The organism is Rhodanobacter sp. UC4451_H18, from assembly GCF_052978225.1.
Genome location: NZ_CM129663.1, coordinates 3,279,985 through 3,296,041, shown reverse-complemented (window position 1 = coordinate 3,296,041; position 16,057 = coordinate 3,279,985). Strand labels below are relative to the sequence as shown.

The 16,057-nt window shown below is 67.7% G+C and carries 17 protein-coding genes; 6 read left to right on the top strand and 11 right to left on the bottom strand.

What is annotated here, in order from left to right:
• Positions 1-108: 108 nt before the first annotated feature.
• Both nrdR and glyA read right to left on the bottom strand, forming a co-directional pair.
• On the bottom strand, positions 109-618 hold the full coding sequence (nrdR, locus tag ACVCMG_RS14710) for a transcriptional regulator NrdR (protein WP_395119928.1): 510 nt from the start codon (positions 616-618) through the stop codon (positions 109-111).
• A gap of 93 nt (positions 619-711) precedes the next feature.
• Positions 712-1,965 carry a serine hydroxymethyltransferase gene (glyA, locus tag ACVCMG_RS14705; RefSeq protein ID WP_447106568.1) on the bottom strand — a complete coding sequence of 418 codons (1,254 nt, stop codon included), beginning with the start codon at positions 1,963-1,965 and terminating at the stop codon, positions 712-714.
• Between the two features lie 185 nt (positions 1,966-2,150).
• On the opposite strand from glyA, the gene ettA reads away from it, so the two are divergent.
• Positions 2,151-3,818, top strand: a complete 1,668-nt coding sequence (gene ettA / locus ACVCMG_RS14700; protein ID WP_447114449.1) for an energy-dependent translational throttle protein EttA — start codon at positions 2,151-2,153, stop codon at positions 3,816-3,818.
• 107 nt (positions 3,819-3,925) lie between these two features.
• Positions 3,926-4,738 (top strand): orotidine-5'-phosphate decarboxylase, encoded by an 813-nt coding sequence (pyrF, locus tag ACVCMG_RS14695; protein WP_447106570.1) that lies wholly within the window; start codon positions 3,926-3,928, stop codon positions 4,736-4,738.
• Between the two features lie 68 nt (positions 4,739-4,806).
• Here the strand turns inward: pyrF and ACVCMG_RS14690 are convergent, their stop codons facing one another.
• On the bottom strand, positions 4,807-5,064 hold the full coding sequence (locus tag ACVCMG_RS14690) for a hypothetical protein (protein ID WP_395119932.1): 258 nt from the start codon (positions 5,062-5,064) through the stop codon (positions 4,807-4,809).
• 214 nt (positions 5,065-5,278) lie between these two features.
• Here ACVCMG_RS14690 and ACVCMG_RS14685 point away from each other — a divergent pair, with 214 nt between their 5' ends.
• Entirely contained in the window at positions 5,279-5,644 is a 366-nt protein-coding gene (locus ACVCMG_RS14685; protein WP_447114448.1) for a helix-turn-helix domain-containing protein, read from the top strand.
• Here the strand turns inward: ACVCMG_RS14685 and ACVCMG_RS14680 are convergent.
• From ACVCMG_RS14680 to ACVCMG_RS14670, 3 genes are all read right to left on the bottom strand, one after another.
• On the bottom strand, positions 5,552-5,920 hold the full coding sequence (locus ACVCMG_RS14680; RefSeq protein ID WP_395119934.1) for a hypothetical protein: 369 nt from the start codon (positions 5,918-5,920) through the stop codon (positions 5,552-5,554). The genes ACVCMG_RS14685 and ACVCMG_RS14680 overlap by 93 nt on opposite strands.
• A gap of 138 nt (positions 5,921-6,058) precedes the next feature.
• Positions 6,059-6,595, bottom strand: coding sequence for a peptide deformylase (def, locus tag ACVCMG_RS14675; protein ID WP_395119935.1), 537 nt, complete (start codon positions 6,593-6,595; stop codon positions 6,059-6,061).
• Between the two features lie 81 nt (positions 6,596-6,676).
• Entirely contained in the window at positions 6,677-7,459 is a 783-nt protein-coding gene (locus tag ACVCMG_RS14670; RefSeq protein WP_447106571.1) for a DUF4197 domain-containing protein, read from the bottom strand.
• Positions 7,460-7,629: 170 nt separating this feature from the next.
• Between ACVCMG_RS14670 and ACVCMG_RS14665 the strand changes: the two genes are divergently transcribed.
• Complete coding sequence (locus ACVCMG_RS14665; protein WP_395136011.1) at positions 7,630-9,702, top strand: carbon starvation CstA family protein; 2,073 nt, start codon at positions 7,630-7,632, stop codon at positions 9,700-9,702.
• A 1-nt stretch (position 9,703) separates the two neighbouring features.
• Positions 9,704-9,898 (top strand): YbdD/YjiX family protein, encoded by a 195-nt coding sequence (locus ACVCMG_RS14660; RefSeq protein ID WP_395119938.1) that lies wholly within the window; start codon positions 9,704-9,706, stop codon positions 9,896-9,898.
• A 27-nt stretch (positions 9,899-9,925) separates the two neighbouring features.
• Here ACVCMG_RS14660 and ACVCMG_RS14655 read toward each other — a convergent pair whose 3' ends face one another.
• The gene (locus ACVCMG_RS14655; protein WP_447106572.1) at positions 9,926-10,723 is read right to left on the bottom strand and encodes a class I SAM-dependent methyltransferase; all 798 of its coding nucleotides are present in this window, start codon (positions 10,721-10,723) and stop codon (positions 9,926-9,928) included.
• Between the two features lie 318 nt (positions 10,724-11,041).
• Positions 11,042-12,310 carry a hypothetical protein gene (locus tag ACVCMG_RS14650; protein WP_395119940.1) on the bottom strand — a complete coding sequence of 423 codons (1,269 nt, stop codon included), beginning with the start codon at positions 12,308-12,310 and terminating at the stop codon, positions 11,042-11,044.
• A 439-nt stretch (positions 12,311-12,749) separates the two neighbouring features.
• On the opposite strand from ACVCMG_RS14650, the gene ACVCMG_RS14645 reads away from it, so the two are divergent.
• Positions 12,750-13,283 (top strand): DUF2127 domain-containing protein, encoded by a 534-nt coding sequence (locus ACVCMG_RS14645; protein ID WP_447107150.1) that lies wholly within the window; start codon positions 12,750-12,752, stop codon positions 13,281-13,283.
• Here the strand turns inward: ACVCMG_RS14645 and ACVCMG_RS14640 are convergent.
• The 3 genes from ACVCMG_RS14640 to ACVCMG_RS14630 form a co-directional block, all read right to left on the bottom strand.
• Entirely contained in the window at positions 13,271-14,164 is an 894-nt protein-coding gene (locus tag ACVCMG_RS14640; protein ID WP_395119941.1) for a DMT family transporter, read from the bottom strand. The two genes, ACVCMG_RS14645 and ACVCMG_RS14640, sit on opposite strands and share 13 nt — an antisense overlap.
• Positions 14,165-14,243: 79 nt before the next feature.
• Positions 14,244-15,128, bottom strand: a complete 885-nt coding sequence (locus ACVCMG_RS14635) for a glycosyltransferase family 2 protein (RefSeq protein WP_447099825.1) — start codon at positions 15,126-15,128, stop codon at positions 14,244-14,246.
• Positions 15,129-15,274: 146 nt separating this feature from the next.
• Positions 15,275-16,039, bottom strand: a complete 765-nt coding sequence (locus tag ACVCMG_RS14630; RefSeq protein WP_447114447.1) for a hypothetical protein — start codon at positions 16,037-16,039, stop codon at positions 15,275-15,277.
• Positions 16,040-16,057: the final 18 nt, after the last annotated feature.

Here is a 16,057-nt window from a genome sequence, read left to right as displayed (position 1 = left end):
CGGGCCCGCTGGCGGGCGATGCTCTTGGCCGGGAATCGGCCTTTCGACAAGCTCGGGACGATGAATTGGGGAATCGCGGAAACGGGAACATCGCCCGCCAGCGGGCTCCTACGGTTTGCGCGTACCGCCACCGAGCAGGGGAAGCTGCAGATCGGACAGGCCCGGCAGGTCGCGTTCCAGCTTCTCGATCTCCTCGCGGAACGCGTGCACGTCCTCGAACTTGCGGTAGACCGAGGCGAAACGCACGTAGGCGACCTGGTCGAGGTTCTTCAGCTCGCGCATCACCAGCTCGCCGACCTGGCGCGAAGGCACCTCGCGTTCGCCGCTGCGACGCAGGTCGTTGACGATCGCCCGCACCGCCGCGTCCACCGCATCACTGGCCACCGGCCGCTTCTGCAACGCCCGCTCGAAACTCACCCGCAACTTGCGCTCGTCGAAGGTCTCGCGCCGCTCGCCGCTCTTCACGATCGCCGGCAACTTCAGCTCGGCCGTCTCGAACGTGTTGAAGCGCTCGCCGCACTGCGGACACTCGCGCCGTCGCCGCACGGTCGAACCGTCCTCGGTCAGGCGCGAGTCGATCACGCGCGTGTCTTCGTGCTGGCAGAAGGGGCAATGCATGGGTCAGGAATGAGGGTAGAGAAGTGAGTAACGAGAGAAAAGCATCAACGCCGGCTTTCTCTCACCTCTCACTCCTCTTCACCCACTTCTCGCTCAGCCGTAGACCGGGAATTTGTGGCACTGCGCCGTCACCGCGTCGCGTACGCGGGCGATCACGGCGGCGTCGTTCGGGGCGTCGAGCACGTCGCAGATCCAGCCGGCCAGGGCCACGCAGTCGGCTTCCTTGTAACCGCGGGTGGTGGCGGCGGGGGTGCCTACGCGCAGGCCGGAGGTGACGAAGGGCTTTTGCGGGTCGTTCGGCACGGCGTTCTTGTTGACCGTGATGTGCGCCTTGCCCAGCGCGGCCTCGGCGTCCTTGCCGGTGATCGGCTTGCCGATCATGTCGACCAGCATCAGGTGGTTCTCGGTGCCGCCGGAGACGATCTTGTAGCCGCGTTCGATGAAGGTCTTCGCCATTGCCTTGGCGTTCTTCACCACCTGCGTCTGGTACTCCTTGAACGCCGGTTCCAGCGCTTCCTTGAACGCCACCGCCTTGGCCGCGATCACGTGCATCAGCGGGCCGCCCTGGATACCGGGGAACACGATCGACTGCAGCTTCTTCTCGATCTCCTCGCCCGCGCCCCTGCTCACGATGATGCCGCCGCGCGGGCCGCGCAGGGTCTTGTGGGTGGTCGAGGTGACCACGTGCGCGTGCGGCAGTGGGCTCGGATAGACGCCGGCGGCGACCAGGCCGGCGACGTGCGCCATGTCGACGAAGAACAGCGCGCCGACCGAATCGGCGATCCGGCGCATGCGCGCCCAGTCGACCACCTGCGAGTAGGCGCTGAAACCGCCGACCAGCATCTTCGGCTGGTGTTCGGTGGCCAGGCGCTGCAGCTCGTCGTAGTCGATCAGGCCGTTTTCGTCGACGCCGTACTGCACCGCGTTGAACAGCTTGCCGGAGATGTTGACCTTGGCGCCGTGGGTGAGATGGCCGCCATGCGCGAGCGACATGCCCAGGATGGTGTCGCCCGGCTGCAGCAGCGCCAGGTACACCGCCTGGTTCGCCTGCGAGCCGGAGTGCGGCTGCACGTTGGCGTAGTCGCAGTCGAACAGCTGCTTGAGCCGCTCGATCGCCAGCTTCTCGGCCACGTCCACGTACTCGCAGCCGCCGTAGTAGCGCTTGCCGGGATAGCCCTCGGCGTACTTGTTGGTGAGCTTGGAGCCCTGCGCTTCCATCACCCGCGGGCTGGCGTAGTTTTCCGAGGCGATCAGCTCGACGTGATCTTCCTGGCGCTGGCCCTCGTGGGCGATGGCCTGGGCCAGTTCGTCGTCGTAACCGGCAATCGTGCAGTCCTTGGGGAACATTCTGGCCTCGGCTGGTGTTTGGCGGGATTAGCCGGAAAGTGTAGCGCCGCCGGGCGTTTGCAGCCACCGCCGGGCGTATCCGGGCGGCCGCATCGGCGCAACGCCACAACCCGCTATAATGTCCGGTTTGACGAATTCCCTTTCCGTGCCGAACCCGCGGCGCGGCGCACGCCTTCGGAGGTTGCATGAGCTCGCAGTACATCTACACCATGAACGGGGTCAGCAAGATCGTCCCGCCGAAGCGCCAGATCATCAAGGACATTTCGCTCAGCTTCTTCCCCGGCGCGAAGATCGGCCTGCTCGGCGTCAACGGCGCGGGCAAGTCCACCGTGCTGCGCATCATGGCCGGCGTGGACACCGACTTCCAGGGCGAGGCGCGCGCGCAGCCCGGCACCAAGGTCGGCTATCTGGCGCAGGAGCCGGATCTGAACCCGGAAAAGACCGTGCGCGAAGTGGTCGAGGAAGGCGTGGCCGAAATCCTCGATGCGCAGAAACGGCTCGAAGAGGTCTACGCCGCCTATGCCGAAGACGGTGCCGATTTCGACGCGCTGGCCAAGGAGCAGGAGAAGCTGGAAAACCTGCTGGCCGCCAACGACGCCCACGCGCTGGAGCGCCAGCTCGAGGTGGCCGCCGACGCGCTGCGACTGCCGCCGTGGGATGCGAAGATCGGCCCGCTCTCCGGCGGCGAGAAGCGCCGCGTGGCGCTGTGCCGCCTGCTGCTGTCCAAGCCGGACATGCTGCTGCTGGACGAGCCGACCAACCACCTGGACGCCGAGTCGGTGGACTGGCTGGAGAAGTTCCTGCACGACTATCCCGGCACCGTGGTGGCAGTCACCCATGACCGCTACTTCCTCGACAACGCCGCCGAGTGGATCCTCGAACTCGACCGCGGCCGCGGCATTCCGTGGAAGGGCAACTACACCGAATGGCTGGAGCAGAAGGACGCCCGCCTGAAGCAGGAAGCGAACCAGGAGAAGTCGCGCCAGAAGGCGATCGCGAAGGAGCTGGAGTGGGTGCGTTCGGCCGCCAAGGGCCGCCAGTCCAAGGGCAAGGCCCGCCTGGCCCGCTTCGAGGAACTGAACTCGGTCGACTACCAGCGCCGCAACGAGACGAATGAAATCTTCATCCCGCCGGGCGAGCGCCTGGGCCAGGAGGTGATCGAGTTCAAGAACGTGACCAAGTCTTTCGGCGACCGCGTGCTGATCGAGGACCTGTCGTTCAAGGTGCCGCCGGGCGCGATCATCGGCGTGATCGGCCCGAACGGCGCCGGCAAGTCCACCATGATGAAGATGATCATGGGCAAGGAGACGCCGGACTCGGGCGAGGTGAAGCTGGGCCACACCACCAAGCTCGCCTACGTCGATCAGTCGCGCGACGCGCTCGATCCGAAGAACAACGTGTGGCAGGAAGTGTCCGGCGGCTCGGACATCCTCACCATCGGCAACTTCGAGATCCAGTCGCGCGCCTACATCGGCCGCTTCAACTTCAAGGGCACCGACCAGCAGAAGATCGTCGGCAGCCTGTCCGGCGGCGAGCGCGGTCGCCTGCACATGGCCAAGACCCTGCTGCAGGGCGGCAACGTGCTGCTGCTCGACGAGCCGTCCAACGATCTGGACGTGGAAACCCTGCGCGCGCTGGAAGATGCCCTGCTGGAATTCCCCGGCTCGGCGATCGTGATCTCGCATGACCGCTGGTTCCTCGACCGCATCGCCACCCACATCATCGCGTTCGAGGGCGACTCGCACGTGGAGTTCTTCCCCGGCAACTACAACGAGTACGAGGCCGACAAGAAGCGCCGCCTCGGCGAGGAAGGCGCGCGGCCGCACCGCGTGAAGTACAAGAAGCTGGCCTGAGAGCAGGAGTGAGTGGAGAGGAGTGAGAAAAGAGAGATAAAGCGTCGACGAACCCGCCTTCTCTCGTTTCTCACTCTTCTTCACTTGTTTCTCGAACGGAGATCCCGATGCACTTCATGCAGTCACTGCAGCAAGCCTGGACCCGCAACGACTCGCTGGTCTGCGTCGGCCTCGATCCGGAACCGGCGAAATTCCCCGCACATCTGCGCGACACGCCCGACGCGGTGTTCGATTTCTGCCGCGCCATCGTCGACGCCACCGCCGACCTGGTCTGCGCGTTCAAGCCGCAGATCGCGCATTTCGCCGCGCTGCGTGCGGAGGAAACGCTGGAACGGCTGATCGCGCACATCCACGATCGTCATCCCGGCGTGCCGGTGATCCTGGACGCCAAGCGCGGCGACATCGGCAGTACCGCGCAGCATTACGCGACCGAGGCGTTCGAGCGCTACCGGGCCGATGCGGTGACGCTGAACCCGTACCTCGGCCGCGACTCGATCCAGCCGTTCCTCGATCATGCCGACAAGGGCGTGATCCTGCTCTGCCGCACCTCCAACCCCGGCGGCGCGGATTTCCAGGCACTGGATTGCGGCGGCCAGCCGCTGTATCTGCGCGTGGCCGAGACGGTCGCCCGCGAGTGGAACGCCAACGGCAACTGCGCGCTGGTGACCGGCGCCACCTGGCCCGAGGAAATCCGCCAGGTACGTGCACTGGTCGGCGACATGCCATTGCTGGTGCCGGGTATCGGCGCGCAGGGCGGCGACATCGAGGCGGTGATGCACGCGGGCCGCACCCGCGAGGGCCTCGGCCTGATGATCAACTCCTCGCGCGGCATCATCTACGCCGGCTCCGGCGAGGACTTCGCCGCCGCCGCGCGCGCCGCCGCCAGCGAGCTGCGCGGGGCGATCAACCGCTGCCGCTGAGCGGCGTCACTCTCGCATCGGGACGCGAAGCGACCGGCAACCAGCGAAGAAAAGCGCCGGGACGCCGGTCAGCCGGTCGCCATCTTCGCCGCCTGCAGCGCCTTCGCCTTCAGGTCGAGCGTATCGGCCGCATCCAGCAACGCCCGCGCAAAGCTGCGCACCTCGGCCGGACGCAGGGCGTACCAGCTGCCGCCCGTGCTGGCCTCGCCCACGTTGCGTCCCGCGCGCGACACACAATGCGGCCGGAAAATCACCATGCCGGTCAGCGGCTCCGAACTGATGTCCGCAGACACGATCTGCAGGTGTGTGTCGTCTTCTTTCTTCACCGAAGCTCTCCCGGACGGATAGCCGTCTTCCGGACACCTTACGCCGCCGGGCATTCAGGGATTGTTGGCCGCCCCGCCAGCGAACCGAACCGACGGGAACCGGCGTCGACAGGCGCTGCCATATCCGGCGCGGCGTGGGCGCGCGCCGGTCGGACCGGCGCATGTGCCATGGGCGCTCCCGCAACCGGTTGCCGAGCTGGCCGCACTGGCGGCCATGAGCGAACGCAGCTTCATGCGCCACTTCAAGCAGGCCACCGGCACGAGTCCGGCGCATTGGCTGATCTGTGCGCGGGTGGATCGTGCGCGCGAATTGCTGGAAAGCTCGACGCTCTCCATCGACGCGATTGCCGTGCACTGCGGCCTCGGCAGCGCGATCACTTGCGCCATCATTTCCGGCGCAGGCTGGCGATCAGTCCGACGGCTTGTCGGTCGCGCTTCGCGCAGACTCGCCGCGGCTGATCGGTCGCAGGCACCGCCCCCGCACGTTTCAGCGCACGTGCACCCAGTACACGCGGGTGCCGTTGGCACGATCCTCCGCACGGTGACCTTCGCGACCTTCCACCACGGTGCCCCAGTTTGAGCGCAGCGAACCCAGCACGATGCGGTCGATGCGCAGCTTCTCGCCGGCCTGGATGAGAAAGTTCGCCTCGATCACCATCACGCCCTCGCGCTCGAACACCAGGGTGGCGCCGCGCACCGCGCCCGCGCCCCAGCCGATGTGCAGCTCGCACGGTACCGGCGAGAACACACCGCGGTTGTCGAGGCTCCAGCCTTCGGTCTTGCCCAGCAGCGATTGCAGCTCCGGGTGGCTCCAATCGACGTTGTTGCCCGATGGGGGCTTGGCGTGATGGTTCATGAGCATGGCTCCTCGCACGCGTGGGCAGCCACCGGGAAGGCGAGGCTTCCCGGCCGGTCGGTTCCGCCATGCAGATGGCCAAAGCGTGGGCTCATGGCCTCGGTAACGGCAGGCCCGCCCGCCACTTGAGCGGCGCGTTCAGGCATCTGCTGGCGGCTGACCCGGAAACAGCACGTCGGTGTAGCCGAACTTGCTGAAATCGGTGATGCGCGAGGGGTAGAGGCGACCGATCAGGTGGTCGCATTCGTGCTGCACCACGCGCGCGTGGAAACCCTCGGCGGTGCGTTCGATGCGCTGGCCGCGCGGGTCGAGGCCCTGGTAGCGGATCAGCGAAAAACGGCTCACCGCGCCGTTCAGCCCGGGCACGGACAGGCAGCCCTCCCAGCCCACCTCCATGTCCTGCGACAGCGGGGTGATCACCGGATTGAGCAGGATCGTCTGCGGCACCTCGGGGGCGTCGGGATAGCGCTCGGAATGCTCGAAGCCGAAGATCACCAGCTGCAGGTCCACGCCGATCTGCGGCGCGGCCAGGCCCACGCCGTCGGCAGCGCGCATGGTCTCGAACATGTCCTTGATCAGCATGTCGAGCTCCGCGCTGCCGAGCATCGCCGGGGGCACCGGCGGCGCGATGCGCAGCAGCCGGGGGTCACCCATCTTGAGGATCTCGTGGATCATGCCTGCCTCGCTTTCGCCATGCCGACCATCCTGCCCGCGTCCACGTGAACGCGGCATGTGTTGCCGCGGTCGCGGCTGCCGTCAGCGGCCGAACACTTTCTTCAGCAGGTCAGTGGTGCGCGCGCCGGGGTTGGTCCGGATGGATTGCTCCTGCGCGCCGATCTCGGTGAACAGGCCATCGAGGGTCTTCGCGGTGACGTAATCGTCCAGGTCCAGCGCCGTGCCGCCGTGCGCCGACTTGTCATGGTCGAGCGCACCCAGCAGGCCGCCCAGCGCACCGCTGCTGCTGCCGGACATGAACGCCTTGTATTTCTGGGTGACGCCGACGCTGTCGGTGGCCTTGGCGACGATCGGATGGATGCGCGCCGTCAGCGCCTCGCCGGCGACGCGGCGGAAGTAATCGGTGGCTGCGTGGTCGCCGCCAGTGAGGATGCCGCGTGCGTCGTCGAGCGTCATCTTGCGGATGGCGTCGCCGAAGATCTCGGCCACCTGCGGCACCGCCTTTTCCGCCGCGCGGTTCATGCTCAGCTCGAACGCGTCCACCTTGGCGCCCTGGCCGAGCTGGCGCGCCAGCTTGCCAGCCTGCTCCAGCTTGCCCGGGAGCGGGATGCGCACCTTGGCGTTGTTCCAGAAACCGCCGTCGCGGCCGAGGTTGTTGATCGCGCTGGTGGTGCCCTTGGCCAGCGCCTCCTTGAGGCCGGCGGCGATGTCGCTGCTCGGCAGGTTGCTGCCCTTCGCCGGCGTGGCGTGGGTGGATTGCCTGGCCTTGTTCAACAGGTCCTTGAACTGGCTGGCGTTGGCCGCGGGGGTGCCCGCGGCGAGGAGGAATACGGCCAGGAAACTGCAATGTGCCAGGACGCGCATGACGAACTCCTCGCAATCGACAGGGCGGCCAGTGTAGCGCCGCCATGCCTCCCGCAACGAAGCCGGGCGCGCCTGCCATTCGACCAATGGCTAATGCCGGCGCGCGGCTTCCGGGATTGACCCCCGCCGCCGGCAGGACGATTCTTGCGGCATTGCCGAGGAGAACCGCCATGCAAGTCGCCGTGCGCAGATCCGGTGTCGCCAGCAAGCTGGTATGGACCGTCGTCGCCATCATCGGTGCAACCTGCCTCGGCGTGGTGGCGCTCAGGCGCGGCGAACCGGTCAACGCGATCTGGCTGGTGGCCGCGGCCATCGCGGTGTTCTCGATCGGCTTTCGCTTCTACGGCAAGTTCGTCGAGCACTCGGTGCTGCGGCTGGACCCGACGCGCGCGCCGCCCTCGGTACTGCGCAATGACGGGCTCGACTACGTGCCCACCGACAAGTGGGTGGTGTTCGGCCATCACTTCGCCGCGATCGCCGGCGCCGGCCCGCTGGTCGGACCGGTGCTGGCCGCGCAGATGGGCTATCTGCCCGGCACCTTGTGGATCCTGTTCGGCGTGGTGTTCGCCGGCGCGGTGCAGGACTTCATGATCCTCGGCCTCTCGCTGCGCCGGGACGCCCGCTCGCTCGGCCACATGCTGCGCGAGGAACTCGGCCCGTTGCCCGGCCTGGTGGCAATGATCGGCGTGCTGGTGCTGATGATGATCGTGCTGGCGGTGCTGGCGCTGGTGGTGGTCAAGGCGCTCACGCACAGCCCGTGGGGCACCTTCACCGTGGCCTGCACCATCCCGATCGCCTTCCTGATGGGCGGCTACATGCGCTGGTTCCGGCCGGGACGCATTCTCGAAGTGTCGATCATCGGCCTGATCCTGCTGCTGCTCTCGATCTGGGCCGGCAAGTTCGTGGCGGACTCGGCCACGCTGGCACCGCTGTTCGACATGGATGCCAAGGCGCTGGCCTGGTGGCTGATCGGCTACGGCTTCGTCGCCTCGGTGCTGCCGGTGTGGCTGCTGCTGGCACCGCGCGATTACCTTTCCACCTTCCTCAAGATCGGCACCATCGCGCTGCTGGCGCTGGCCATCCTGATCACCGCACCGGACCTGCAGATGCCGGCGGTGACGCGTTTCATCGACGGCACCGGCCCGGTGTTCGCCGGCGACCTGTTCCCGTTCCTGTTCATCACCATCGCCTGCGGTGCGGTGTCGGGCTGGCACTCGATCATAGCCTCGGGCACCACGCCCAAGCTGCTGGCCAACGAGGGCCAGGCGCGCATGGTCGGCTACGGCGGCATGCTGATGGAGGCGTTCGTGGCGATCATGGCGCTGATCGCCGCCACCTACCTGCACCCGGGCGTGTACTTCGCGATGAACTCGCCGAGCGCGATCATCGGCAGCACGGTGCAGGACGCGGCCACCACGATCAGCCAGTGGGGCTTCGTGGTGACGCCGGAGCAGTTGCTGCAGACCGCGAAAGACATCGGCGAAAACAGCATCCTCAGCCGCGCCGGCGGCGCCCCCACGCTGGCGGTGGGCATGGCGCAGCTGCTGCACAACATCATGCCCTCCGGCGGCCTGATGGCGTTCTGGTACCACTACGCGATCCTGTTCGAGGCGCTGTTCATCCTCACCACGGTGGACGCCGGCACGCGCGTGGGCCGCTTCATGATCCAGGAGATCGCCGGCCTGATCCACAAGCCGCTGCAGGAAACCGATTCGTGGGCCGGCAACCTGCTGGCCACCGCGATCTGCGTGCTCATCTGGGGCTACTTCCTGTACCAGGGTGCGGTCGACCCGCTGGGCGGCATCAACACCTTGTGGCCGCTGTTCGGCATCGCCAACCAGATGCTCGCCGCGATCGCGCTGATGCTGGCCACCGTGGTGGTGGTGAAACTCAAGCGCGAGCGCTACGTGTGGGTGCCCGGCATCCCCGCGCTGTGGCTGATCGTCTGCACGCTCACCGCCGGCTACCAGAAACTGGTCGGCCCGATCAGCTTCACCGCGGCGGCCAACAAGTACGCCGACGCCATGCAGCAGGGCCAGTTGCTGGCGCCGGCCAAGACCACCGCCGCCATGCAGCAGATCGTCACCAACAACTACGTCGACATGGTGCTCACCGGCCTGTTCATGGCGCTGGTCGTGGTGATGGTGCTGTTCTCCCTGCGCTCGCTGGTCAAGGCCTGGCGCACCAACCACCCGACCGCGCACGAGGAACCCTACGTGGCGCTGAGCAGCGTGGCCGGCTGAGATGAACGCGACGTTCCGGTCCGTGCGCAAGTGGGCGGTGCAAACCGCCCGCCTGTGCTGCGGCATCCCCGACTACGACGGCTACGTCAAGCACCTGCGCGAACACCATCCCGAACGCAAGGTGCCGAGCTACGGCGAGTTCTTCCGCGAGCGCCAGGAAGCGCGCTACAAGGGTGGCGGCGGGCGCTGTTGCTGAGCGTCCGCGCGGCACGGCGTGCCGGCTTCAGGGTTTGCGCGCCACGACGATCTGGCTGATCGGCATGAACTCGTCCAGCTGCTGCTTGAGCTGCGCGCCCTGCGGCATATCCAGCAGCGCCTGCCAGGCCGCGGTCCAGTGATCGAGTACCGGATGCGCGGGGTCATGCAGCTCCACCCGGCAACCCCAGAACAGCGCCCACCAGATCGACCAGAAAAAGCCGTGCTGGGTGTGCTCCACCACCACCAGGCCAGCCTCGCCGATCCATTGCGCGAACTCGTCGCGTCCGATCACCCGCAGTGCGCCACCGGGCAGCTCGCGGTACTCCGGCGGCAACACCTTTTCCTGCAGCGTCTCCTGCAGCGCGCCGGGCACGCTGAGCAGGTAGATGGCGCCGGATGCGCCGACACGGAACAGCTCGGCCAGCACCTGACGCGGGTCGTCGACGTGCTGCAACACCTCGGTGCAGATCACCCGCGTGGCGATGCCGTCGTCCAGCGGCAGCGGGTTTGCGTCGCTGACCAGCGCGGTCTGCGTGCCGCGGCCCTCGACGCTCAGCCGGGCGCGCACCTCGCGGATCACCTGCGGCTCGCGGTCGATGGCGTAGACGCGGGCACCGTGGCGCGCGCAGAACACGCTGTTGACGCCGGCGCCGCAGCCGACGTCCACCACCACGTCACCGGCGCCGATCGGCACGCCGCGGAACAGCTCGCCGCTGTCCTCGCGATACCAGCCGCCGAGTTTCGCGTCGCGCAGGCCGACCGCCGACGGGCCATGCGGCGCGGGCTCGTCCACGGCGGTGGAATGCTCGACGGGATGGGGCATGGCTGGCCTCCGGAACGGGTAAACGAAGAGTGGAGCGCGCGCGCACATCCTCCACGAACGAACCCGGTGCGCCACCCGGTCCGCGCAGTGTGGCACTGCGAAGCGTGCAAGGCATGCCGCCGGCACGCGCCGGACCGGCGACAATTCCGGCCGCTCCCCCCGCTGCCACCCGATCTCCGCCTGGCCACGGCGAGTTCTTCCGCGAGCGCAAGGAAGCGCGCTGCAAGGGCGACGGCGGGCGCTGTTGCTGGAGGAAGAACCCAGTCGGGTCCCTTGTGCCGGAAACCCCGGCAGACCCGGCACCTATTCCGACTCGCGTCAGCGGAACAGGACTCCGGGCGTATCGAACGATGCCGCCCTGCGCTGGATCAACTCCGTCTTGATGACCCGCTCCAGGTCATCCGCAAACCCGCGCATGGCACTCTCGCTGCCGAAGGAGGCGGTCATGGCGTTTCTACGGGTGCCGGGCCCGCCGGCCAGCGCTTTCGCCACCACGACGCTTCCGACATACGCGTTGAACTCCTGCTCAAGCCAGCGGCACACGATCGCCGTTTCCTTGGCCTGGATATAGTCATTGGCGACGTCAATACGCGCCGATGATCGCCCCGACCATTTCGGCGACGGCGGATACAGCCCCTCGACCGCGGCGCTCCCCGGGCGCGCCATGCTCCTCGCAGTTCGTTGGTCGCGCCCGGCTTGCCGGTTGACCCAGGCTGCGGGTGCAGTGTCGTTGGCCGTGTTGGTCTCCCCACTCCAGGCAGGGTCGCCCAGACGGGACGGATGGACGAACGCACGCTGGAAAGTGAAGTGCTTGCCATGTGCCGTTGGAGTCGGTGCCTGGTACTCCGTCCCCATCAGGTCGAGCATCATCAGTCCCATCATCCAGGCACGGGCATTGCGCATCGGCTCGGCTATGAACATGACGGCAGACAGCAGCGGCAAGGCCGAGATGGTGTCAGCCGCACCAGCTGTCTGCGGGGCCGAGGCCTTCTGCGGAGCCTTGCGTTTCAACTCGTCGGGGTTCATGTCGACTGTCCAGCGCGTACCCTTCGCCTGGAGTCCGCCGCCGGTTCTGGGGGCGGTTCCCTTGAGCACGCCGCGCAAGGACGCCGCGATACGCTGCGACCAGACGACGCCTTCCATGCCGGAGACCGTATTGCCTTCGTGCATGAACTTGCCGAACTCGCGATAGCTCGCACCATCGGCCCGATTCCAGATGGTGCCGGCGCGGGCGTCGGTGCCCGAATAGCCGACATCACACATGTAACACCCATCGGCGAAGCCGCCACTGCGCCCATCCTTGATCTTGTGGATCAGGCGACCGGCGATGGAAAAGTACAGGTCCTGCGACCGACGGCTTGCCGCGGCCTGCCAAGCGCCGGCGTAACTGCCGTACCCGCCAAGGACGTAGGGATCAGCCTGGGAGCCGCTCCCCGGAGGTGCGCTGGCACCGGCCTGCACGGCACGGGCAGCGGCATCCACCCACTCCAGCAGCGTCGAGCCGGGAATGTACAGGCTGTGCTGTTGTCGGCGTCCGGTGCTCCAGTCGGCCAGGTAGTCCACGTCGATAGCGAGATGGTCGAACATCCGTTTGTCTCCCTTTTGTCGTTCCAACAGGTGCCGGCAAGCATGCTCCGGAACTCGCATGGACTGCTCGAGTCAGAGCGGCTCCGGTCCGGGGTTGCCGGGCGCTTGTCCGTTCGTGCCGGGCTGAGTCGGCGCCGCCATGCTTCCCCCGAAGCGGCAGCCAGCGACGACCGTAGCCAATCACGACCAGCACCGACATCCGCCCGCTCAATGCCACACATCCCAAGCTCGACCGGAAAAAAGACAGGCCGACCCGAGGCGCCACGTGACCTCGGCAAGCGACCGCCCCATCGGGGGTGAGCAAGTGCTACAGGGTTGGATGATCCTCGTCGGCTGTCAAGATCGCACACAGCTCCATTTCCGCGAACTCGTGCCATCACGCACAGGCGGCACCACGCCTGATCGGCGAGAATGTCTGCTGCCCATGTCTTCTCCGCCCATGCCCAACTCCGAATCCGGCGACGCAGCCACCCCCGCGGCAACCGCACGCGGCCAGCACCACGCCGGCCTGCGCGTCATCGCGATCTACGAGATCATCAAGACCGCGTGCCTGCTGCTGGTGGCGCTGGCGGCGTTCCACTTCTATCGGCAGCAGAACTTCGAGCAGCTGGTGCACTGGCTGGAGCACCTGTCGCTGGCCGACAGCAACGGCCTGCGCTGGAAACTGGTGGAACTGCTGCACCAGCTCGGCCCCGGCAAGTTCGAGGCGGTGGGGCTGGTGGCGCTCGGCTACGCGGTGCTGTTCGGCATCGAGGGCGTGGGCCTGTGGCTGGGCAAGCACTGGGCCGAGTGGTTCACCGTGATCGCCACCGGCTCGCTGATCCCGCTGGAACTGTACGAGACGCTGTACCACTTCGGCTGGATCAAGCTGGCCACCCTGGTCGGCAACGTGGCGATCATCGTCTACCTGGTACGCATCGCGCTGCAGCCGGGTGTCGCCCCGCCCGCAGGGGAACGCCCTCACACCTCGTGATGCACCGCCTCGGCCGGCAGCTCGTCGCGCCGCGGCATCAGCTCCACCAGGTACATCGCTGCCAGCACCAGGCCGCCGCCGGCAAGCATGCGCCAGGTCAGCGCATCGACGCCCAGCAGTACGGCGAAGGCGGCGGCGAACACCGGCTCGGTGGTCATCACGATGGCGGCACGTGCCGCCGGCAGATGCGATTGCGCCCAGGTCTGCATCACCATCGCGCCGGCGCCGGCGATCAGCGCCATGTACAGCACGACGAACCAGGCGCCGGGGTCCGGCGGCAACATCGGACCGTGCGGCAAGGTGGCCAGCGAGCAGACCCCGGCGATCGCCACCATCTGCACGGCCGACAGGCCGAACGCCTCGCCGCGGCGGGACCACTGCCCAAGCAGCACGATGTGCAGCGCGTAGCACGCCGCCGACGCCAGGGTCAGCCACACGCCCAGGTTGATCTCGAAACCGTCGAGCGTGAGCAAGGCCAGGCCCGCGGTGGCCACGGCGATGGCCAGCCACACGCTGGCCGCGACGCGCTGGCGCAGCACCAGCAGCGCAAGGATCGGGGTGAACACCACGTACATGCCGGTGGCGAAGCCGCTGACGCTGGGCGAGATCAGCGCCAGTCCCCAGGTCTGCACCAGCTGGCCGACACCGTAGATCACGCCGAGCAGCAGGCCGCGCCGGATCTGCAAAGCGCCGAGCCGCCACGCCTGCCGCCCGAACAGGAGCACCATCGCCAGCGCCGCCATGACGAAACGCACGGCCAGGAAATCGGCCACCGGCATGCGCCCGAGCACGTCCTTGATCAGCACGAAGGTCGAGCCCCACACCGCCGTCATCGCGATCAGGCCGAGAGTGGCGAGGATGGTCAGGGTGCGTGGGGTCATCGGCGAGAAGTGCGTGGAGAGGAGTGAGGAGTGAGAGAACGACAGCGGCGCGACGAGGCGATGTTGCCTCTGGCTTTCCTCACTTGCTTCTCGTTTTCAGCCGCCACCACTGGCCGGGGACCTGCAGCACGAAGTGCGTCCAGATGCCCAGCCACACCACCGCCGACACGAACGGGTTGCGCGCGGCCGGATCATGCTGGCGGAACCAGCGCCACATGCCGCGGTGCTTGTGCCGGCTGACGAACACCGGGCGATGGCGGCTGGAGCTGCCCTTGCCATGGGCCACGCGCACGTCGCCGGCAAGCAGCACCTGGTAGCCGATGTCGCGCACGCGGCGGCACAGATCCAGATCTTCGCAATGCAGGAAGTATTTCTCGTCGAAGCCGCCGAGGCGCTCGAACATCTGGCGAGTCAGCAGCATCAGCGCACCGGAAACCGCCTCGCACTCGATCAGCTCGGCGGGAATCTCGCCGCCGACTTCCACCGTCTCGCCGGGCCGGCCGAGCAGTGTGTTGAGCGACCGGCGCAACAGCGGATCGCGCCGCCGCGAAGCCGGGTCGGGCCGACCCTCCGCGTCGCACACCACCGCGCCGATCAGGCCGGCCTTCGGATGCGCGGCCTGCACCGCCAGCAACCGCCTGAGGTCGTCCTCGCCGATCAGGCAATCGGGGTTGAGGATCAGCAGCGCGCGGCCGCCGGCCTGCTTCGCGCCCAAGTTCACCGCCGGGCCGAAGCCGATGTTGCGATGGCTGTAGATCAGCTTGAGCCGCTCGTCGTGCTCGTACGCCCGCGCGATCGCGGGCGGCACGCCATCGTGCGAAGCGTTGTCGACCAGGATCAGTTCCAGCGGCAGCCGGCAGGCCAGCACCTGGCGCACGCAATCGCGCAGATCCGGGCCGCTGTCGGCCGCCACTACGATCACGCTGAGCGCCGGCGAGGACGAGGACGGAGGAATGGCAGGCATGTTCACCGCGCGAAGTATGCGCGGAGACGCGCAGCACGTGAACCTCCGGTTCCCCGCGCGCAGGAGCCCGCTTGCGGGCGATGCCCTTGGACCGGGAATGGGGAATCGCAAAAGCAAGAGCGAAAGCATCGCCCGCGAGCGGGCTCCTACGGGGTGTGGGGAGGGTCTGGTGGTTCGTCGGCGTCGTGGCCCAGCACGGCGGCCAGCGCCAGCGGCATGGTGCCTTCGCGGCGGCTGAGCCAGGGTTGCTCGCGGTGCCAGCCGCACAGTTGCCAGCCGCGCAGGCGGTGCCGTCGATCGCGCTGGCGATCCCACAGCAGCACGCCGCGCTTGCCGCTGCAGGCGACAAACCAGCGACCGGCGGGACTGAAGGCGATGCGGGTGACGCCGTCCCGCATTTCGACGCGGGTGCCATCGTCGAAACGACAGCCGCCGGGCTCGCCATGCACCGCCCCGCCGAGGGGGTCGGGCAGCTCGCCACGCGCTTCATGCCATTGCGGCGGCGACAGCTCGATGATCTCGGCCGGCGGTCCGATCGGTGCGTGGGCGAGTTCGGGCCATTCCGCGGCGGGCGGCCCGGCGGGCGCACGGCGCAAGTCCCGATCAAGCCAGGCTTCCAGCCCGGCCAGCAAGGTGTAACCGACCAGCGCGCCGAGCAGGGCCGCGCCCCAGGCGAAGGCATCGCCACCCAGGATACGTTGCAGGGCAAACAACACGCCCGGCAGGCCCCAGCGCAAGGCGCTCCGGATCAGCGCGGCATGCGCAGTTGCCAGCCGATGCTGCAGCAGCAAGACCGCCGCGGCGAGCGCCAGCAGGATCGGCAACCCCAACCACCACGGCAGCAACGCCAGCAGCACCACCCACAGCGCGGTGCAGCCGGCGAACATCCACGCGGGGCGACGCCGAGTCATCGCTGACGCCAGCGCCAC